Below are 21280 nucleotides of genomic sequence, written 5' to 3' on the forward strand. Positions count from 1 at the left end.
CCGCCCGTTGAGGCGGGTTTTTTTGTGACCGGAAAAGGGCGCAGGAAATGCAGTGGAAATAAATGGAAGCGAAATCCCGCGTAGTTCCGGGACGCAGACAGCGCGCAGCCAGAGGGACAGGAAGCGTGACTGTTCAGAAGATCAAGTTCGGAGTTCCGCAGATTCTGGTCGTCGTCTGCTTTGCGTTAATCTTTGTCCTGTCCATCATATCAGGGATGGAAGCGATGGCTGACAGCCGGGGTATCTGTTGCTGAGCGGACAAGCTATCGGAGTTTTTGAAACATCATGGCAGCACAATGCATTTATTAATACATAGTGGCATTTGAGAAGGACGATCAGGGCGTTAACGGGCGACGTGCCATAGTTTATGGAGATGGCTGTTCTATCGGGAGACGCAAGGTGAAGCTTGTGCCGGGGGAGCGAGGGTGCCACGCAATGGTTGCCGCCAGCATTTTTGCCCGCCAGTGAATATTATGGAGCCCGCGGCCAAGAGATGTCGGCTGGGTTGGTATGAAATCAAGGCCGTCATCTTCAATACGGACAATAATATCATCGGGTTCAACCAAGGTTGAAATGGAAATATTTTGCGCTTGGGCATGTTTGATAATGTTGGTGACAATTTCTTGTAGAATACGCAGGATATGAAGTGCTGCCGATGGCGTGAGCCATTGCATGGGCGGAACTGGCGTGACGCTCCAATGCAAAATCATTCCCTGTGCGTGGAGACGCGGTTCCAGCCGGAAGCGCAGGTTGGCTAGAAGGGCCAGTAAGTCGGCATCTACGGGTTCGAGAGAGTCTACTGTTAGTTTTAGGTCAGATAAGCAGTCGTTGAGCGTCTGGGCAATAAGGGTGTGGGGCGCCGCATTGTTGGTCATATGGATTGCACCGGTCAGGATCGAGCCCAGGCCATCGTGCATATCGCGCATTAAGCGTTGGCGCTCTGCGCTTAAAACCTCAACCTGTTCTACCCGGCGGAGTTTGTCATAGCTGTTGCGCAGGGCCACCTCCTGCGCGTGTAGGCGTGTTTCCAACTGTATATTGGCATGTTCAGCTATGCTGAGCGCATCAATGTAGCGCCTGCACAAGATATAAAGACAGCTTAGGAACAGGTCCGGCACAACATAGGGTAAAAGGTATAAGTGATCGATACTGACCTTGTAGTCGGCCAACAGCATGTCATGCACCGCAACGGGAAACATGAGCATGTTCCAAAAGAGCAGGAGTATTCCAGAACGCGATCGGCGCTTCCACATTGCAAGCAGAAGGAGCGGCATGGTTGGAATGGAAAGAACAAAGCAGAAAATATAAGCTGACAATGCAAGTGCAGCAATATTGATGGAAGACTGGAACACGGGGGAGGTTGCCACGCTGCAGATCACCATGCCCCAGACCAGCAAGTGCCTGAGCCACGGGAACTCTACCTCAGCCAATCCACAGCAGAAGAGCCAGCCAACAACAATAAGCCAGCACATGGAATTGATTGTGGCCCAGCCAAACCATGCCGCAGGAAAAATGCTGGGCTCAAGTGGCCCCATAAAATGTAGAATACGGACTGTATAAAGAAGTGCGGCAAAAACAAACAGAAGATAAAGACTACTATTGGGGCGGGCAAAGGCGACAAAAAAAAGTATTATCCCCATGGAGAGCAGGATAACGGCTAAAATACCGGGTATTGTGCATTGTAATGCCAGCCGGGTCCGGTACCGCCATGATACGGCGTTATACTGGCCAACCCACGCCTGTGTAATGCCCGCCCCTCTTTGAGGTAAGGTATCCATACGCAGCAGCAAAGTAGAGGGGCCAGAGAAGGGAAGCTCCACCATGACAGGGCGATTGAAGCTGTTCCATATGAGGTCACCGTGGGAATACCAGAGCAGGTGCCCGTTTTGGTAAAGAGCAAGCCGTCCCTCGGTTTTCCAACGCGGAAGGTAGAAAACAAGGTCAGAGGTGTGTCGGTTCAGTGCGTCAGGCGGTGTGACAACAAATTTGTACCATGACGTAATAACCGGCGCATTGTTCTGGTCGGGTAGGGTACCGTTCCGTAGCGCGCTGGTGTGGGGGAGTGTCACCTGCTGCCAGTTGCCAGCAGGTCCATCAGGTGCAACGTTGTCTGGTGCTGGTATGGTCAAATCCACAGGGGCTTCCTGCTTCAAAAAGCCCGTGACCGTGAAGTGTTGAGCCCATGGAGGCTCCCCATTGGGTTGCGGTGTTGGGTGCACAGCGCGCGCGAGTATAAACAGGCATAACGCAAGTACCAGCAATGCTCCCAAAAGGAGCGCTGCACGTTTTAGGCGTATAAAAAGTTGTCGATTAATGGGGGTGGTAAAATATTTCACGGGCGTGGCTAATCAGTTATCAAGCCAGCCAAGGCGTTGTGCTGTCGTCACGGCTTCAATACGGGTTTTGACGGCAAGTTTGTGATAGATGCGTCGGACGTGGGTGCGCACAGTGTGGGCCGAGACGGAAAGCTGCACCGCTATTTCTGGCGCGGTAAAGCCCTGCGACACTTTTTGCAGCACCTGCCGCTCGCGTTCCGACAAGGCTGTGCGGAGAGTTTCTTCAGGAGATGGAAGATATTGCCGAAAGCGCGAAAGAACATTGCGGGCGATCATGGGGCTGATTGGACTGCCGCCCTGACAAGCACAACGGATATTTTGGATCTGTTGTGTATAATCCCCATCCTTGATGATGTAGCCTGCGGCACCAGATGCAATAGCATCGATCACAGTCGTCTCATCTCCAAATGTGGTGCTCACAAGCACGGCACATTCGGGCCAGTAATGGGCCGATGCCCGCACAACATCCAGCCCCGAGCCATCTGGCAAGCCGATGTCGGCCAGAAGTACGTTGGCACTCGGCCCCTTGAGCATGGCCATGCCTTCGTGGCGGGTGGTGGCGAAGGCATGTAACCTCATATCTGTTTCTAATGCGATGCAGGCGGCTATGGTGTTTCTGAAGGTTGGGTCATCTTCCAGCATAGCGACACGAATGTGTTCGGTGTTTTTCATTTGATGTCTCCATGCCGACAAAAACATGCCTGAAGGGAAGCAGAGTTTTTGTCATAATATTGTCATGTCGAAATAGCATTCTGTCCTCAAATCGGGGGACAGACAGGCTGTGGGCATTGGCTTAAGCAGGGTATTTAAAGGGCTCGTTTTCCTTTTAAAATCATTGCAACGGCTGGGTTAGGGTGGTTCTTGCGTGGGATCAGGGATTTTTTCCAGGCTGCGGTTGCATGTTACTCTTACTTGAGTGGGCTTGTAAAATTTAGACGGCAGGTATGTGCGAGCGCAATGCATTCCTGAGGTTAAAAGCGGACTCGTAAGATTATTAATTTCATATGAAAATTGGGCATCGTTTCCCGATATTTCTTGCCTAAAATCCAAAGAAAAATCTTTTTGTCCCTAATTTGGGGGATACACGACCCTCTCTGAACCATGCTCTGCTGAATAAATGCGCCAAAGTATGGAGCACCATATTTTGCGCAGGAAATTGCGGCTGCCTCACACATTTGGGTGAGTATCTGCTGTTTCGCTTGAATCCTGTGTTGCGGAGTGCGGGCTCCGCAAGGAGTAGGGGCATGAGGTCGAGAGATAAAAATGCTTCGGTCGGAGCACTGCACTTTTGTGCGGCATCCTGTCAGCCGGGTTGTTGTTTTGTGCCGGTTTTTGCGGTGGCAACGGCAGGCCTGCCTTCCCTTGATGGCTCAGTAACGGATTGCGTGCTGCCGTGACAACTCTACGCTCATTGATCGCGCGCCTTTCCCCGCGCTGCCGTACCGCATTGGAGACTGCCGCAGCGCAAGCTCTTGCCCGCACGCATTTTTATATTGAGATAGAACATATTCTCGTAGCGCTGCTGGGTGCTGACGAGTCCGATCTTGTCGTAGTTTTGCAGCACAACGGGGTGGATGTTTTGTCCTCCCTTGCCGGGCTGGAAAAAACGCTGGCGGGTCTGAAATCCGGCAATGTCAGGGCGCCAGGGTTATCGCCCGAGCTTGTTGGCTGGTTTGAAAAAGCCTGGCTTGCCGCATCGCTGGAAGAAGGGGGCGAGCAGGTCTGCTCGGGCCATTTGCTTCTGGCTGGCCTGAATGAAGGTTCTCTGCGGCCCCGGTTTTTGGAAATTTTTCCCGCGTGTGCGGGCATAAGCGTAGATACGATCCGCGAAGACGTTGCTCTTTGCAAAGGCGAGTGCCCAGTCAGTGGGGATGCGGACGTTGGTGCGCGTCCTGCCACCCCATCCTTTTCGCAGGACGCATTGCAGCGTTATTGCGTGGATCTGACGGAGAAAGCACGGCAGGGGCAGATTGACCCCATTGTCGGTCGTAGCGCAGAGATTGCTGAAACGATTGAGATCCTTGGCCGTCGCAGACAAAATAACCCGGTCTTGGTTGGGGAACCGGGGGTCGGCAAAACGGCTGTGGTCGAAGGGCTGGCGGCCTTGATCGCTAATGGCCACGTGATTGAGACATTACGTGGCGCACGCGTGTTGTCCCTTGATCTGGGACTGTTGCAGGCTGGTGCGGGTGTTAAAGGGGAATTTGAAAAACGGTTGCGTGCCGTTATTGATGACGTTGTTGGCTCTCCCGTCCCGATTATTCTTTTTATTGATGAAGCGCACACCCTTATCGGTGCAGGGGGGCAGGCCGGTCAGAACGATGCTGCCAACCTGCTCAAACCCGCCTTGGCCCGTGGTGAGCTACGCTGCATCGCTGCGACCACCTGGAGCGAATACAAAAAATATGTAGAAAAAGACGCAGCTTTGGCGCGGCGTTTTCAGGCTGTGCAAATTGGTCAGCCAGATGCAGAGGTGGCGCGTGCCATGCTGCGTTCGCTAGCACCCGTGCTGGAAAAGCACCATGGCGTCACGATTATAGAAGAAGCCCTGCACGCGGCTGTCAGCCTTTCTACGCGCTATATCGCCAGCCGTCAGCTTCCGGATAAGGCTGTCAGTTTGCTGGATACGGCCTGCTCACGTGTGGCTCAGAGCCAGGTCGGGCGTCCGGTTGTGCTGGAAAAGGCTTTGCAGCGGCGCGACATGCTCAGGCTGGAACAGTCCATGCTGGAGCAGGAGCAGCAGGTTGGGCTGGGCTCGGAGAAAGCGCGTAAGGATGTTGAGGAACGTCTGAGCCAGGCGGATGCCGAGTGTCCAGCGCTTGATGCCAGTTGGCAGCAGGAACTTGCCTTGGTGCAAGACATAAAAGCACTGCAGGACACGCTCAAAGACGCGGGAGAGGATGCCGGCACCGGGCAGGTGGCTCTACAGGATGCGTTGGCCAACCTTGTGGCGTTGCAGGGGGTGCGGCCTCTTGTTTTTCCGCTTGTGGACAAAAATGCCGTTGCTGCTGTGGTGGAGGAGTGGACCGGCGTGCCCGTAGGCCGCATGGCCGGGAGCGAACTTGAGGCACTTCTGGGCTTGAGTGAGCGCCTTCAGGCCCGTGTTCTGGGGCAGGATCACGCGCTTGAGGCAATAGCCAGAGTCATGTTGACCCAACGTGCCGGGTTGGCGGACCCGCGCAAGCCTGCCGGAGTGTTTTTGCTGGTTGGCACGTCTGGTGTGGGCAAAACGGAAACCGCTCTGGCTCTTGCCGAAGCCCTGTATGGTGGCGAGCAGAATCTGACGGTTATCAACATGAGCGAGTTCAAGGAGGAGCATAAGGTATCACTCCTTATGGGAGCGCCTCCCGGCTATGTTGGCTACGGTGAAGGCGGCATTTTGACCGAAGCCGTGCGTCGCAAGCCCTATTCTGTGATCTTGCTGGATGAGATGGAAAAAGCGCATCCGGGCGTGCAGGATGTTTTTTATCAGGTTTTTGATAAAGGGCAGATGAAGGATGGAGAAGGGCGGGACATAGATTTTAGAAATACCGTTATTCTCATGACGTCCAATGCTGGGTCCGAGAGCATTGCGCAAGCCTGCACCAACCGGGATGACCTGCCAGAGCAGGAGGAGTTGATAGAGCAGCTCCGGCCTGATCTGTTGCGCTGGTTCCGGCCTGCATTTTTGGGGCGGTGCACAACTGTTGCGTACTATCCCTTGTCGGATACGCTGCTGCGCAAAATTATTGAGCTTAATTTTGAACGGATCCGCCGTCGTCTCTTAACCGCATGGAATGCAACGTTTTCTGTTTCCGAGGCGGTGGTTGATGCTTTGCTCCTGCGTTGCCACGAAGTGGAGAGTGGCGCGCGGGTTGTTGAATCCGTTCTCTCTCATACATTGCTGCCTGCCTTGTCCGAACGTGCTCTGGAGCGTCTGGTGTCTGGGCAGGAAATTCAATGTTTTGATGTGGGCGTGGGGGAAGATGGCGCTTTTACGTACGCTGTAACGTAAAGGCAGATCATTTATGGGCGTAGTGTAACAGTCATGACAGAAAAATTTTCGCCTGTTTCTATCATTGTAAAAAATATCACCTCAGGTGAGAGAACTGTTACCTTTCGCCAGGATATTATCACAATCGGCCGTGCGCCAACATGCGATGTTGTTCTGCCTGATGCCGGACGCAATATCTCCAGCTATCATGCTGTTATTTTAAAAGTGGGTTCGAGCTACCTCCTGAAAGATACAAGTCGCAACGGCACACGGCGCGAAAACGGTTCCGTCATGAGCAATGGCATGAGTGTTGCGTTGTCTGATGGAGATGAGTTTGAAATTATTGGTTACAAAATTGTTTTTCTGTCAAAAGAGCATACGGCAGAAGAGGTTATTGCGCCGCATAAAGTAGAGCCTTCCAAAGATATTAATACGTTGCTCAAGGACATTGTGGGGGCCGTGCCGCGTGCAGGCAAACCACAAACGCATCATTTGCCATCAGAAAGTGTGGAGTTTCCAAAACTTCCGCATTTTGCCAACAAAACCACAACAGAAAAAGCCCCTCTGTTTTTTACCGCACCGCCGCAACCGCAGCCGGAAAGCGCGAACACGCAACCACCGGTGCTGGATGACTTTTTGGACGATAAACAGGGCACGGTTCCTCCTGTTGTCGTTCATGAAGACTTGCAGCTTCGGAAAAATACGCTGGTTTTTACGCCGGTGCCGGAAGAAGCTTGTCTACCAGTGTCCCATCAGAAGGCCCCGGCTCAGGGTGACAAGCAGGAATGTGTTGGGGTCCACTCTACAGATTATAATGTAAACACTCAGCGGTACCTTACGGATTTGGGTAATGCGCCGGACACCATGCGTTCCGTTGCTGCTGTGTGCCTGACGTTACATTCTTTGTTTGAAAAAAAGAATGACAGTGAAAAAGGCATCTACTTTCCAGTTCTGCATCGTTTTTTACGGGGAGAAGCGGTGGAAGGGGAAGAGCTTGTAAAGGCCATTCAGGCAACGTGCGACCAAATTGTCAGCGATGAGCGCGCACGTCAGTCGGTTGTAATGGGAGCCTTCAGGAATGCTCTGGCGCTTGTGCGGCCCAAGAGCCTTAAATCACGGGCGAAGGGGGTGATGGGGAGCAGGCTTTTCCGTTCTGAAAAATCTATGTTGTGGGATTTTTTTGAAAAACAGGATAGCGAGATCATGGCTGTGGCTGAACAGGAGTTTATCCGTCAACTCCAGCATGAAGATCAGGCAGTAAAGACTGATCCCCCAAAAAGAACACCTCTTTTGCGGCGTGTTGTTGGTGTTGTTGTACCGCTGGCTCTGCTCTGTCATCTGGCAGGGTGTGGCGGCCCCTCTCCAACACGTCTGAATTTGACAATTCAGACAACAGCGCAGGTAAACCCAAACAGTATCGGGCGTCCCTCTCCCGTGGTGATCCGCATTTTCAACCTTGCGAATGATGATGAGTTCCAGACCAGCAGTTTTGATGCGCTCTATAGAAATAATGCAAAGGGCGCTGATTCTTCCATTCTGGGTAGTGAAGAATACGAAATAGCCCCCGCTTCAAGCCGCCATATCAATATGGTGTTGCCAGAAGGGACAAAAAATTTCGGCATGATTGCAGCGTTCAGGCAAATCGATCATGCAACGTGGCGTCTGGTGGCGCCACTGCGCCTGCACAGAAAAAACAAAATAGATATTATTGTTGGTCCATCGACCATTCTTCTTAATAAAAAACGTTAACCCCTCTGGATGTGTTGAATAAATATGCTCACAACAGCAAAACCTCTCTGGTTCGAAGGACAGCTTATCCGTCCTCAGCATTTGCAGCAGTTATCCCGCTGGGTGGAAAATGATGGCATGTGCCGCCAGCGTCTGGCTGGAGAGGGGGCATGGGGCGTTTTTTCTCTGAGTATTGATGAAACACTGCTGCCTTTGGGAAAAGTCGGCCTGTCAAGCGGGTGTGTGGTTTTCCCCGATGGCACTGTGGCTGAATTCCCAACAGGTCAATCGACACCAGAACCCGTGCAGATTACCCATGATATGGCCGATATGCTGGTATGGCTGTGTGTTGTGCTCCGAGGTGGCGACAGTAGCGAAACAGGGGAAGGGGGCAGACTTGCAGACACACAGGTCATGCTGCGTGATACTGCCGATGAGGGTTCTGTTGCGGACGTAAAGGTCGGGTATCCCAATATTTTCCTGATTGGGGGAGACACTGTTCCAGACAATTGTGTGGGTGTGCCCCTGTGCAGAATACAGAAATTAACGCCAGATGGCGCCATAACACTGGACACACACTACGCCCCCCCCAGCCTGCGCACTGGGGCAGACCCTCTGTTCGCGCGTCTGGCGCGGGAGGTGCAGGGGATTTTAACAGGGCGTGCCAATATGCTGGCACGCAGGCTGGAGCCGTCCAAAGGGGGGTACGAAGTTTCGGACCTGGCTGATTTTGCACTTTTGCAACTGATCAACAGCATGGATCCGGTTTTTCACTGGTTTGCGCATGATCCGGACCGCAGACCGGTTGAATTGTATGAACATCTTCTCAAACTGGTTGCAGGGCTTGCAACCTTTGGGCGGCAAACACGCAGGCCACCAGAGCTGCCGTTGTGGTCATACCATAATCCGGGGCAGAGCCTGCACACATTGGTGGAACTGCTCAGGCTTTCTCTGGGGCAGTTGAGTGTTGACACGGCAATACCCATTCCGTTGGAAAACAGGGCTGTCGGGCTGTGGGTGGCAATGGTTGCAGACCGCACACTGTTTGATAATGCCCGGTTCATCCTTATGGCGTCAGGGGCTCTTGACCCCGAACAACTGCGCCGTTTGCTGCCCGGAATGACCAAAATTGCGGCCGCAGAAAACATTCAGGAAATTATCAACCTGCAACTTCCCGGTGTGCCACTTTCTCCCCTCCCGGTTGCCCCGCGTGAACTCCCGTACCGTTGGGGAACGGTCTATCTGGAGCTTGATCGGGCTTCGGCCATGTGGTCGCAGTTGCAAAGTTCGGCAGCACTTGTGGTGCATGTTGGTAGCGTCATACCGGACCTGAAGCTTGAACTCTGGGCCTTGAGGCAGAACGGATGAATAAAAACCTGCCCCATTTCAGAGATGATGCGCCAGACAGTGTGGAAAGCACGGACGAGCAAACTGTTGCTTTGCACGTCTTCGGCTATGACGAGAGTGAGGCATTCGGCCGCCCTGCACCCGAATCTGTAACTCCGTTAACCCGTTGCGCATGGCCACTTTTGCAGGTTCTTGTTTATGTTGGGGCAGGGTGGAGCGGGCAGTCCCTCTCCATTTTCAAAACGCGCCTTATCGATATGATTCATCAGTTCGGGCGGCAGGCCGATCTGGCGGCCTGCTCGCCAGAGACTGTAACGAATGTGCGTTATATGCTCTGCACAGCTCTGGACGAAGCCGTGATGCAGACCACCTGGGGCAACAATACGGTCTGGAGTGATCGTACTCTGCTGTCATGGTTTTATGACCAGACATGGGGGGGCGATAAAAGCTTCCAGATTATTGAGCGGGCTTTGCATGATGAACAGCGCGAAGTGCTGGAAGTGGCGTTGGAAATTCTCTTGCTGGGTTTTCAGGGACGCTTTCGTACGGAAAGAGATGGCTCAAGTCAGGTTCATCTTCTAACCGAAAAGATATTTCGGATACTGTACCCACCACCATCAACCGGCTTTGGCAATTTTGCGCCCGAAGTGGTGGTTGCGGCGGAACGTAAGCGGTTAATCCGATATGTACCAATCTGGTGGTTTGTCGTGTTGAGCCTTGTTGTCCTGTTCGGGATGCTTGTCTGGTTTGGGGTGCATTTAAATCAGATCAATATGCATCTACAGCAAGAATTTAGCCAGATGGAAACAGGTATTCCTAATGGAGCAGGCAAGTGAAGGGGTATTACCGTATCATGCGCAGCCGCTGGATGTGGCTTGTTTTGTTGCTCCTTTGCATTGCGTCCGGCCTTGTCTGGTTTGGTGGCGTGCCACCGTATTTTTATATTCTAAAATCACTCTCCCCGGCGCAGAGGATTGTTATTATTGCGGCCTTGCTGTTGGTGTGGCCGGTTTTGGGCATAATTTTGTGGAGCGTGCGGCACTACCTGTCTGTGCGCATTTTACAAAAATTGATGCGTCTGACACGGGTAAATCAGACAGATATCGCATTTGATGTCGCGGGAACATTGTCATTTTCTGGCGTTGTGGACGCGGTTTTTCGTTTTTTGGATAAAGACCGCGATAACAAGGTACGCATCGAATATGATGAGATGCTGCCATGGATGCTTGTTATTGGGCCTTCTGACGCGGGTAAAGAAACACTCGTGGAAAATTGTGGCCTGCCAATGCATGTTGAAGAGCGCTTGACGGCGGCAGGCGTTGGCACATCCATGACGGATGGCCGCAAGTTATGGTTTGCGGACGATGGTGTTATTATCAAGCTTCCGGGTGCTGGGGTTGTCTCATCACAGGTTTCTCAAACCCCAGAATTATGGCGTAATTTTCTTGGCTTTTTGAAAGAAAGAAGACTACGCCGTCCATTGGATGCTATTGTGGTTGTGGTGGATGTCGAGCGCCTGATGACGACCGGTGCGCTGGATATTGCCGCGCAGATACGGCTGCGTCTGCGTGAGGCCTCCCGTCAACTCAGCTTTAGGCCACAGGTCTATATTGCTATCTCCAAACTGGATTTATTAAGCGGGTTTGACGCCTATTTTTCCCGTTTGGATATGCGGCTGCAACAAAATGCCATGGGGGTTGTGCTGCCTTGGCCGCATGTGCCGGGTGCATTCAATATTCTGCGCGAAAAACTGGATGCTCTTGGCCGTCGTTTTGTGGAGGAACTTCCTTACAGGCAGATGGAGGAGCGCGAAGTGGCGTTGCGCGCGCGTGCATCGCTTTTCCCATCCGACTTTTTGGATCTGAGTGCCCGCGTCCTCGCATTTTGCGGTGAGCTGATGCGTTGTGGCCCGCATGAAAAGCCGCTTTTTTTGCGTGGTGTTAACTTTGTGGCACATGCAAAAAGCCAGAGTGCCAGCGCAATGCCTTTCCAGATCAGAGGAAAGATTGGTGAAAAACTGTCGCTTAATCCGCCAGAGCCTTTTATCTCAACACATCCCGGGACATTTTTCATGTCTGGGTTTTTCAGGGATATCCTGCTCGAAGAGGCCGGGTTAAGCGGGGTTAATAAAAAAGCGGAAAAGCGTCTTCTGGTCCGGTATCTGGCGGGGTATGGCGCAACGGCAGCGTTTGCCATGGTCGTGGGTGGTTTTATTATCTCGGACTACCAGAGCAATCGCGCCAGATTAATTGCTTTTCAGGATGGCGTAAGGTTGCAAATCAGTTACTTGCGTAACTTGCCGTCTGAGCCACGGCTGGCTGACCTGTTGCCTTTGCTGGATACATCCCGTGCGAATACACGGCTTAAAAACCAAAACTATTTTGGTACGTTCTGGTTTTTCTATGACACGCAGCGTGAGGCCAAGGACGATTACCGTTGGATTCTGCTCCAAAGGTTCCTGCCTGTTTTTGCGCGCCACCTCAGAGAAGAACTCTCCAGTGCCGTGCAGGAAGGGGGGGATACCGAACTTGTCAGGAATGATCTGAAGTTATATCTGGAGCTGGGGCACAGGCAGTATTTTTCGGCACCAGATGTCCGGAAGTGGATTGTGGGTGATGTCACACGGAAGCTTCTTTTCCAGACCCGTTTGACCAACGACACATTGGAGCATGTTAACGCTCTTATGCGTGTGCTGCCCCAAAGTATTGCGCTTGATCCGGGTCTGATACGCGATGCCCGGGCCATGTTGAGGCGTGGCCTTACGGCTGAACAGATTTATGACCAGTTGCGAACTTTTGCGCTGAAAAGTGACCTGCCGTCTATTGATGTTGTGCAGGCACTTGGGCCGGAAGGCGCGCAACTGCTTATGATGCGTGCGCAGGCCGGCTTGCCAACAATTGTTCCTGCATTTTACACGCGCCAGGGTTTTTACAGGATTTTCTTGCAATATGCGCCCCAGCTTGTGCAGCAGATGGGTGCTGATTCATGGGTCATGGGCAACGAGGAGGGGGATGGCGTCACCCCTAAAAAAGACAGTTTGCTGGCCAAGCTGTGTGCGATGTACACACGCGATTATATTCGGCAGTGGCAGGTTGTTATTGACCAGATCAATCTTCGCTCATTGACGGATGTAAACAGTGTTGTGTCCGCCCTTGAGATTTTTTCCGGGGCCCGCTCGCCACTCCTGCATCTTGTTCAGTTGATCAATACGCAAACCTCCCTTCCCCTTACAAACGAGGCGGGTTCTACGCAAAGCACCTTGCAGGATGGTCTTGTCGCCGCAGCACAGGATGCCATGCCCGCATCGGCGCAGCCTTTGGCGCAGGCTGTTGTGTCCGCTACGCAAAAGGTCAAGGTGACGACCAACCCGCTTGACGGCATTGCATGGCCTGGTGTTGCCATTGCCGATGCGTTTAGTGCGTTGCAAGGTGTTGCTGCAGGGGGCGAAAAAGCAGGAGTTCTGCAAACTGTCCAAAGCCAGATGGCCAGTCTGTATGGAATGATGTTTGCCATTATCTCGGCGGATGATCCGCCGGGTGCAGCGCTGAAGTTTGTGGGGGACATTGCATCCTGGCAACGTCCGGACCCATTGGTGACATTGCGCATACAAAGTGCCAGTCTGCCTGTACCTTTGAGCGATATTCTGTTGCGCTTGCGCACATCCATCTGGTCTTCCATGACCGATCTTGCGCATGACAAGCTGACAACATTGTGGACAAACACAGTCCTGCAAGCATGTCAGGCGCAAATTGCAGAACGTTTTCCGTTTGTGAATGATCGTGTCAGTTCAGAAACACCAGATGTCGCTTTGGCCGATTTTGTCAGCTTTTTTGGCAATGATGGCACCATGGAGCAGTTTGAAACCACGGTTCTTGCTCCGTTTACGTTGCCGCAACCTGACGGAACGCTTGGCCTGCGGCCAACGGTAACGGGGGACCTTATTTCCCAGCAGGCATTGGCGCAGATCAATCTGGCGCGGGCCATCCGTACCACGTTTTTCGGGCGTGATGGCATGTTGCGCCTTCACTTCTTCCTTGCTCCATCGTTTTTGGACGAGCGGGCCAAGGCTGCAATCATGACTGTGGGAACCGCCAGCATGATTTACCGGCATGATCCGCCACACCCGATCAGCATTGTGTGGCCGAGCCAACCTCAGGACACGGCAATGCCTGAATCTGGCGCGTCTTTGAGCCTTATCAGCATGTCCGGCAAAAATGGCACCGTCTCTGCCTCTGGTGAGTGGGCGCCTTTCCGGCTGTTCAACCACATCAGCAAAACAACATCGACCGATAGCCGGGTTACAACATTCAGGTTTGAGGTTGATGGCCTTCGCTCGGACTGGACGCTGACTGCGGACCGGAACCCCAACCCGTTTATTATGGGCTCACGGTTCTGGAGTTTTCATTGTGAGCCACATTTGTAATGGCGCAGAGCATGGCAAAATACGCAATGGATGTTTCCCGCCGTTACCCGCTGCTGGCGGCCGTTGGGCGTGGCCAACAGGCGGCATTGTGGCGCACGCGGGATTTAGAAGGTTTTTCACTTTTCCCACTTGTTATCAAATCTCTACATCCCGCTCTGGCGGAGGACCGTGCGGCCCGGGCCATGTTCTGTCAGGAAGCCGAAGTCCTGTCGTGCAATGGGCAGGCATGGGGGCCAAGACTGTATGATCGACACACACAGATAAAATATCCTTTTTTTGTAAGGGAATATTCTGTCGGCGTTGCTTTTGCCCAGCTAGGAAAAAACGTGGCGCGTAAGCAGCAGTTAATGTGGCTGGCAGATGTTGCTCAGGCTCTTTCCTCCCTTCATGCTGGTGGCTGGGTCCATGGGGATATCAAACCGGCGAATATTATTTGCGGGCCGCATGGAAAAGCCCGGCTTGTTGATTTTGGCAGCGCATACAGGCGCTTTGATATGGCGTTGGATGTGACCCCGTGGCGTGGCTGGCAGGTGCCCTTGTCGGGTTCCGTTGCGTATCAACCACCCGCAGACACGGCAGATGGTGCGGCATCTTATGACACGCGGCGTGACCTGTATGCGCTGGCTGTGATTGTGCATGAGGTGTGCACGGGGCGGCATCCGTTCCGCAATGGCCGGGAGCCAGAGGCACAGGCCCCGTTGGGCGTGTCTAAAGTGTTGTGGCGGCGTGTGCTTGCCGCCTTAACGCTCGACCCGGCCGTGCGCCGGAATGGCGCCGTATGGTTGATGGGTGGAAAAGACCGGTGGAGCTGGTCTTCAGGGAGGGCAGCGTAATGTCTATCCATGACCCACGGTTTCAAAAATTTCTGGCAGCATCAGGCTTAAAATCCAATCCTGAAGACGTGCGGAATGAGCCACTGTTTGACAGCCTGAGTGAGCGTATCATGCTGGTTGAACGGCAGGGGCCAACGGCCATTATATGGGCCGATCTTGCGCGCGATGCACTTGAACTGCTTTGTGAGCACTCACGCGATTTTAGTGTTGTCTGCTGGGGGGCTGTTGGTCTGGCGCGGAGCGAGGGGGCTTCGGGGCTGGCTTTGGGCCTTGCCATGGTTAGGCACATGGTTGAGGTGGAGTGGGAGGTATTTTTCCCGCCCATCCAGCGTATGCGCCAGCGCCGTGGTTCCGTCATGTGGCTGGTCACACAGCTTGCAAGGGTTTTGCCGCAATCCTTGGGGGATCATGCGCACAACCAAAGCGTGCAGTTGGCGGCAACTGAGGCGTTGGGCCTTGATGGTGCCATTGGCGAAAAAATGCCCGATGCCCCGTCTTTGCGGGAATTGCTTGCCCCGCTTAAAGCTTTGGCGCGGGAGGTGGCCGAGCAGCAGTCCAACATTGCGGCAGATACACAGGAGGCCGCTGTACCTGACGCGCAGGAGGCGGCCCCAGATCAAACGGGAAGTGAACACCCCACTGCGCCAAGCGCTGTGGATGATCAGACGCCACAGAGCGTGCAGCCCGTAGTCAATCCCCCGCCACTCACCACATCCGGCGGGCCGCCGGTCAAACAGGACATAGCCCCTTTGAACGCGCCAGACATGGCGGATTATGACGCGACGCATGATAATGTTGTGTCGCGGTGCCAGACCACCACGCGCGCTCTTGCTCTGGCATTTCTGGAGCGTGATCCAGCAGATTGGCGGGCTTATACATTGCTGGGCGCCATAACGTGGCTTGCCGTGACAGACCTGCCCGCGGCAGATGCCAAGGGGCAGACATTGCTCATGCTCCCGTCACAGACACGGCGGGATGATATTGCAGCCATGGAGGCCGTAGGCAATGGGCCGGAGCTTGTGGTGGCGCTGGCGCAGGTTTTGTCGGCCTCTGGTTTATTCTGGTTTGATGGGCATTTTAAGCTCTACCGCACCTTACACAATCTTGCCGCCAGTGATGCAAAAGGTGCTTGGAAAACCTGCTCGGATATTGTGGCAGGCAACGCACGGGCCTTTATTCGCCGGATGCCAGAAGTCCTGAACTTTTCTTTTCAGGATGGAACCCCCTTTGCTTCCGGCATGGCTCGTTCATGGTTGCTCCCCACGGAGCAGGCAGCAGATGCGGCAGAGGCATCCACGGCTACCTCCCAAGGTTCCAGCGCAGACGAGAGCGCGCAACGCGCCCGGGCGTTGCTGGAGGCGGGGGATGAGGACGGGGCTTTTGCCCTTCTGGCCGAACACGCCCGAATAGGGGAGGGGGGGAGAGAGCGGTTTAAGGCGCGCCTGCTTCTCTCGCGCTTATGTCTTGATGTGGGACAATATGTTGTTGCGGCGGCCATGCTTGATGTCCTGATGGCAGAAGCAGATGCAAAAGCCCTCAGTGTCTGGGAGCCGCAGATGTGGAGCGAACTTAACCGGCAGCGTTACTGGTGCGCGGTTATGGCGCCCCCACAGGTGGAAACATCGTCCGAAAAAGCTGCAACGCAGGCGCTTACCGCATTGGCGCGGACAGACCCGGTGGATGCCATCCGGTTGGCGCGTGACAGAGAGGCGCGCAAAAAATAGCTTATGTCATCACTGGAAAATCTTATTTTATAAAGGAACAGAACTATGTCTCAGTCTTCGTCTGTCGCTCCGCGTGAGCGGATCAATATCCGTTACAAACCTGCCGTTGGTGATGCCAAAGAAGAACTGGAACTCCCCCATAAGCTGCTGATGGTTGGGGACTATACTTTGCGGCCCGATGATACGCCTCTCGAAGACAGGCAGCGTATTGACGTGAACAAAAACAACTTCAACGACGTCATGCGCGCACAGAAGCTGCACCTTGACCTGAGTGTACCCAGCCATTTGCATGATGAGAGCGAAGGCGCTGCGAACCTGAGTGTGAGTCTGGATATTGCCACCTTGCGGGATATGGAGCCTGACAGCATTGCAAAGGCCGTGCCGGAGCTGAAAAAGCTGCTCGAACTGCGTCAGGCCTTGAGCGCACTTAAAGGGCCGCTGGGCAACATGGCCAGTTTCCGCAAGGCCATTGAGCGTATTCTTACGGATGAAGGTCTGCGTGAGAAGCTGCTTTCCGAAATCAGCACCGAAACAAAAGCAGGCGAATAAGCCCCCTATTGGCCTGAGTGCATAAAGGAATATCTTATCATGTCAGAAACAAATTCAGCTTCTCCTTCAGCCGTCACGGAGACAGGGGATAACGCGCTCTCTCTGCTGGATCAGGTGCTTGCAGAAACGCATCTTGCTCCGAGTGATGATGGTTATGAGGAAGCGCGTCTGGGTGTGGCAACATTTCTGGCCGAGGTGATCAAGTCCAATAATAACGACCAGCGCATTCAAATGTCGGCCGTGGACCAGATGATCGCGGTTATTGATTCAAAGCTGAGTGATCAGGTGAACGAGATCCTGCATCATGCGGACTTTCAGGCACTGGAATCAGCATGGCTTGGTCTTAAATTTGTTGTTGATAGAACAGACTTTAGACAGAACATTAAAATTGAGCTTCTGAATGTTTCCAAATCCGATCTGATGGCGGATTTTGAGGATGCACCGGAGATTGTTCAGTCTGGCTTGTATCGTCATGTTTATATTGATGAGTTCGGCCAGTTTGGTGGTCAGCCATTTGCCGCAATGATTGCCAATTACAGCTTTAATCCGGGTCCGCAGGACGTCAAACTCATGCAGTATGGTGCAGCAGTTGGCGCTATGGCCCATGCGCCGTTTATTGCCTCCCCGTCTCCCGAGTTTTTTGGCGTCACCAGCTTTGAAGATGTGCCGAACCTCAAGGACCTGGAATCCATTTTTGAAGGTCCAAAATACTCCAAGTGGAACAGCTTTCGCACCAGCGATGATGCACGCTATTTTGCAATGGTGTTGCCGCGCTTTTTGGGGCGGCTGCCATACGGGGCAGCAACAATTCCCGTGGAAGGTTTTGCCTTTGAAGAAGAAACAGATGGCAAAACGGAAAATTATCTCTGGTGCAATGCGGCATATGCCTTTGCAACACGCCTGAACGACAGTTTTGCGCAGTACCGCTGGGCTCCCAACATTGTAGGGCCGCAGAGCGGGGGCACGGTTGAAGACCTGCCCGTGCACCATTTTGAAGCAATGGGCCAGACGGAAGTTAAAATTCCAACCGAAACGCTTATTTCGGACCGTAAGGAATTTGAGTTTGCAGAGCAGGGTTTTATTGCACTGACCATGCGTAAGGGCAGTGACAATGCGGCCTTTTTCTCAGCCAATTCGGCACAGAAACCCAAGTTCTTTGGCACCACGCCAGAAAAAAAGCAGGCGGAACTGAACTACCGTCTCTCCACCCAGCTGCCTTACATGTTTATTGTCAATCGGCTTGCCCACTACATTAAAGTGTTGCAGCGCGAGAACATCGGGAGTTGGAAGACCGCGCCGGAGCTTCAGACCGAGCTGAGCAACTGGTTGCGGCAGTATGTCTCCGATCAGGAAAACCCTTCTGCTGATGTGCGTAGCCGCAGACCCTTACGGAAGGCCGAAATTAACGTATCAGATGTGGAGGGTGAACCCGGTTGGTACCGAGTTTCTATGGCTATTCAACCGCATTTCAAATACATGGGTTCGGACTTCACGCTTTCTCTCGTAGGAAAACTCGATAAATCCTGAGAAAGGCCCGGAGTATAGAGTAATGACCGAAAAAAAAGCAGGCTTTGCCAGTCGCTTGTCCGCCATGATTGGCGCAATGGCGGCTGCGCGTGATCGGGATACGCTGGCACAGATATGTCTGGATGCGGCATGTTCCATTACAGGAGCCGGCTTTGGTTGTTTATGGGCATTGGATGCAAGCGGCCAGCACCTTGTGTTGGCCGCACGCTACCCCAGTGCGGGCTCTGCGGATGTTATTCCTTTGTATGATGGCAGTGATCTGAATATTGCCACACCCCATGTCTGGTCTCTTTTTACCGGCAACCCATTGGTGTCGCACGATGTACGCCAGCTTGCGGGCTTTGACCGCAAAAGACTGTTTGATATGGCGAACACTGTGTGTGAAACGGGCAGTGGTCTTATACTCTGCCCTTTGCGTGATAATAATGCGCTCAGTGTCGGTTTGCTGGAACTGCGCGATATGCGCAATGATGGTGGAACCTGCCTGAATGAGGCGGAACTGGCCGAACTGGAGCCGCAACTCAAATCTTTTGTGTATCCGGCAGGGATTATGATTGCAGCCAGTCGCTTGCAAAAACGTAATTATGAATTGCTGGCAGAATTAAACAGACACAACACAACCCTCGGTGATGAAAATCACCGTTTGCGGCAAGAGCAGGTGAGCATGGCCTCGCACGCTTGCGGCATTATTGCCAGTAGCGAAAACATGCGGCAGGTCCTGGAACTGGTCCTGCGTGTTAGTCAGAGCAATGTTCCGGTACTGGTTCTGGGAGAAACCGGTGTTGGAAAGGATATGATTGTTCGCCTGCTGCACTCCATGAGTAAAAGGCGGGAAAACGCACTCATATCCCAAAACTGCGCCGTGCTTCCAGAGCTTGTTCTGGAAAATGAGATGTTCGGCTTTGTCCATGATGAGGAAATGGGGAGCAGGGCAATACGGCGGGGGCTGTTTGGGGCGGCAGACAAGGGGACATTATTTCTGGACAATATTGCGGACATGTCCTTGCCGTTACAGGCCAAGTTGTTACGGGTGCTCGAAGATGGTGAGATATGCCCTCCCGGAGCGGATCAGCCAGTACGGTGTGACGTGCGTCTTGTTGCGGCGTCGCATATTGATCTGGCGACCTGCGTGAGTGATGGGCGGTTCAGGGAAGATCTGTTTTACAGGATTGCAGGTTTTCCCATTCATGTCCCGCCCTTGCGTGAACGGGATGATGTGGAAAAACTGGCAGAACATTTTCTGGTCTGCTTCTGTCAGGATCATCGGCGCTCGGGGTTGAGTTTTGCACCGGATGTTCTGGAATTTTTCCGTAACTACCGCTTTCCCGGCAATGTGCGTGAATTGCGGAATATGATCGAGCGCGCAGTTCTGCTGGCGGATAATGATGCGATGATTGACGTTGCAACCCTGCGTGCAGGGTGTTTGCAAGATACGCAGACAGTCCGTGAAAAAGACGCGGCCTTGACCATGACCCATAGGCAGAGCCTGTCTCAGTTTGAGTCCCTCAGGCTGGCCGAGGCTTTGCAGCAATGTGACCATAACCGCACAAAAACGGCAGAAATGCTTGGTATGTCGCGGCGTTCTTTACAGGAGAAAATTGTGCGTTACGGTCTGGATAATGTGGGCAAATGAACGGCATGTCCCTTTTTCATGCCCTTGCTATGGAAGATGCTTATAACCCGTGCCACGTAATCCTGTGTTTCTTCTATTGGGGGAATGCACAGGCATTTATCCACTGGGCTGGAGCCACTATTATAAGCGGCAAGAGCAAGTGTAATGACGCCATGATAATGATGCAGAAGCTGCGCCAGATAATGTGTGCCAGCACCAATGTTGCTTTGGGCATCCAAACGGTTGATCAGGCCAAGGTCCCGGGCTGTGCCGGGCATAATCTGCATCAGCCCGATTGCGCCGCGCGGCGAATTGGCATTAACGTTAAAGCTGGATTCCACTTCAATGACCGCACGGATCAGTTTGGGGTCAATCTGTTCCTTGTGGGCATAATACTCAATCATATCAGGAATTTTGGACATATAATCCATCAGACCATTTTCGTTCAGCAGTGGACAGCTCAAAATCTGCTGCCTGTCTCCTTGCATGTAGTGCAGCCATGCGGCTGCGCCGGAGGGCTGATAGAGAGGGGAATCCGGGTCCAGTAGCCATGAGGCAACAAATCGTATGGCATCAGGGTCGCCTGCATGCGCCGCATCGCAGAGTGCCAGCATGGCGTGGCGCATTTCGGTCTGGGTTCTGGCCTGCATCTGCATGGAGAGCGCGTGTTGAAACAGGGTCTGAGCTTTGGGAAGGTTAGAGGCCTGAGCCGGTAAAGCGGAGTAGCCTATGGCAAAGGTTATAATTAAAAAAAGGGAATATTTAAAAATACGGTTTTTCTTTTCAAGACAGGTGGAGATGTGATCCATGTTTGAGCAACGCTTTCTTTCACGCTTTGATAATAAGCATACCATGGCGTCAGCATCCGGGCATAATGCAGATATCAAAAATGATATCTGCCGTCACCTGCATGACCTTCTGAATGTGCATAAGGGCAGTGTGCCTATCCGTCTTGATTATGGAATGATGGATATGAATGACGCTGTTGCATATTTTTCCGAAGCAATCGGGCTTTTTGAACAGGATATATGCCGCCAGATTATGGCTTTTGAGCCGAGGTTAAAGCATGTTCGTGTGAATTATATTGCGGATTCAGAGCAACCCAATCGGTTTTTGTTTACAATTTCGGCCATGCTGAACACGTCAGGCAATGCCGTTCCTGTAAAAGTCATGACCACCATCCGTGATGATGGCCGGGTCACGTTGTTGGTATAGGCGACCCAAGAGC

Annotated in this window: 14 protein-coding genes; 11 read left to right on the top strand and 3 right to left on the bottom strand. The window is 53.0% G+C overall.

Going from position 1 to position 21280, the window contains the following annotated elements; all coding sequences use genetic code 11:
• Positions 1–365: 365 nt before the first annotated feature.
• Together HK26_RS05330 and HK26_RS05335 are read right to left on the bottom strand one after the other, a co-directional pair.
• Positions 366–2135, bottom strand: coding sequence for a sensor histidine kinase (locus HK26_RS05330; RefSeq protein ID WP_086638828.1), 1770 nt, complete (start codon positions 2133–2135; stop codon positions 366–368).
• 213 nt (positions 2136–2348) lie between these two features.
• The gene (locus HK26_RS05335) at positions 2349–3008 is read right to left on the bottom strand and encodes a LuxR C-terminal-related transcriptional regulator (protein WP_086638829.1); all 660 of its coding nucleotides are present in this window, start codon (positions 3006–3008) and stop codon (positions 2349–2351) included.
• A 721-nt stretch (positions 3009–3729) separates the two neighbouring features.
• Here HK26_RS05335 and tssH point away from each other — a divergent pair.
• The 10 genes from tssH to HK26_RS05390 are packed head-to-tail and all read left to right on the top strand — an operon-like array spanning position 3730 to position 20073.
• A complete protein-coding gene (gene tssH, locus HK26_RS05345) occupies positions 3730–6330 on the top strand; it encodes a type VI secretion system ATPase TssH (RefSeq protein ID WP_086638911.1) in 2601 nt (866 codons plus the stop codon).
• Positions 6331–6363: 33 nt separating this feature from the next.
• Positions 6364–8058 carry a type VI secretion system lipoprotein TssJ gene (gene tssJ / locus HK26_RS05350; protein WP_086638831.1) on the top strand — a complete coding sequence of 565 codons (1695 nt, stop codon included), beginning with the start codon at positions 6364–6366 and terminating at the stop codon, positions 8056–8058.
• 24 nt (positions 8059–8082) lie between these two features.
• Positions 8083–9405: a type VI secretion system baseplate subunit TssK gene (gene tssK, locus HK26_RS05355; RefSeq protein WP_086638832.1), complete on the top strand. Its 1323-nt coding sequence runs from the start codon at positions 8083–8085 to the stop codon at positions 9403–9405.
• Positions 9402–10220, top strand: coding sequence for a type IVB secretion system protein IcmH/DotU (gene icmH, locus HK26_RS05360; protein ID WP_086638833.1), 819 nt, complete (start codon positions 9402–9404; stop codon positions 10218–10220). The genes tssK and icmH overlap by 4 nt, the downstream gene beginning before the upstream one ends.
• A complete protein-coding gene (gene tssM, locus HK26_RS05365) occupies positions 10217–13807 on the top strand; it encodes a type VI secretion system membrane subunit TssM (protein ID WP_086638834.1) in 3591 nt (1196 codons plus the stop codon). The genes icmH and tssM overlap by 4 nt, the downstream gene beginning before the upstream one ends.
• A gap of 11 nt (positions 13808–13818) precedes the next feature.
• A complete protein-coding gene (locus tag HK26_RS05370) occupies positions 13819–14640 on the top strand; it encodes a protein kinase domain-containing protein (RefSeq protein ID WP_180539331.1) in 822 nt (273 codons plus the stop codon).
• A complete protein-coding gene (locus HK26_RS05375) occupies positions 14640–16364 on the top strand; it encodes a TssA family type VI secretion system protein (RefSeq protein WP_180539333.1) in 1725 nt (574 codons plus the stop codon). The genes HK26_RS05370 and HK26_RS05375 overlap by 1 nt, the downstream gene beginning before the upstream one ends.
• Positions 16365–16409: 45 nt before the next feature.
• The gene (gene tssB, locus HK26_RS05380) at positions 16410–16913 is read left to right on the top strand and encodes a type VI secretion system contractile sheath small subunit (protein WP_086638837.1); all 504 of its coding nucleotides are present in this window, start codon (positions 16410–16412) and stop codon (positions 16911–16913) included.
• 39 nt (positions 16914–16952) lie between these two features.
• Positions 16953–18440 carry a type VI secretion system contractile sheath large subunit gene (gene tssC / locus HK26_RS05385; RefSeq protein WP_086638838.1) on the top strand — a complete coding sequence of 496 codons (1488 nt, stop codon included), beginning with the start codon at positions 16953–16955 and terminating at the stop codon, positions 18438–18440.
• A 22-nt stretch (positions 18441–18462) separates the two neighbouring features.
• Positions 18463–20073 carry a sigma-54-dependent Fis family transcriptional regulator gene (locus HK26_RS05390; RefSeq protein ID WP_086638839.1) on the top strand — a complete coding sequence of 537 codons (1611 nt, stop codon included), beginning with the start codon at positions 18463–18465 and terminating at the stop codon, positions 20071–20073.
• Here the strand turns inward: HK26_RS05390 and HK26_RS05395 are convergent.
• Entirely contained in the window at positions 20046–20861 is an 816-nt protein-coding gene (locus tag HK26_RS05395; protein WP_180539336.1) for a lytic transglycosylase domain-containing protein, read from the bottom strand. The genes HK26_RS05390 and HK26_RS05395 overlap by 28 nt on opposite strands.
• Here HK26_RS05395 and tssE point away from each other — a divergent pair.
• Entirely contained in the window at positions 20860–21267 is a 408-nt protein-coding gene (gene tssE / locus HK26_RS05400) for a type VI secretion system baseplate subunit TssE (protein ID WP_086638912.1), read from the top strand. The two genes, HK26_RS05395 and tssE, sit on opposite strands and share 2 nt — an antisense overlap.
• The last annotated feature ends 13 nt before the right edge of the window (positions 21268–21280 follow it).

Source organism: Acetobacter okinawensis (assembly GCF_002153655.1).
Lineage (GTDB): Bacteria > Pseudomonadota > Alphaproteobacteria > Acetobacterales > Acetobacteraceae > Acetobacter > Acetobacter okinawensis_A.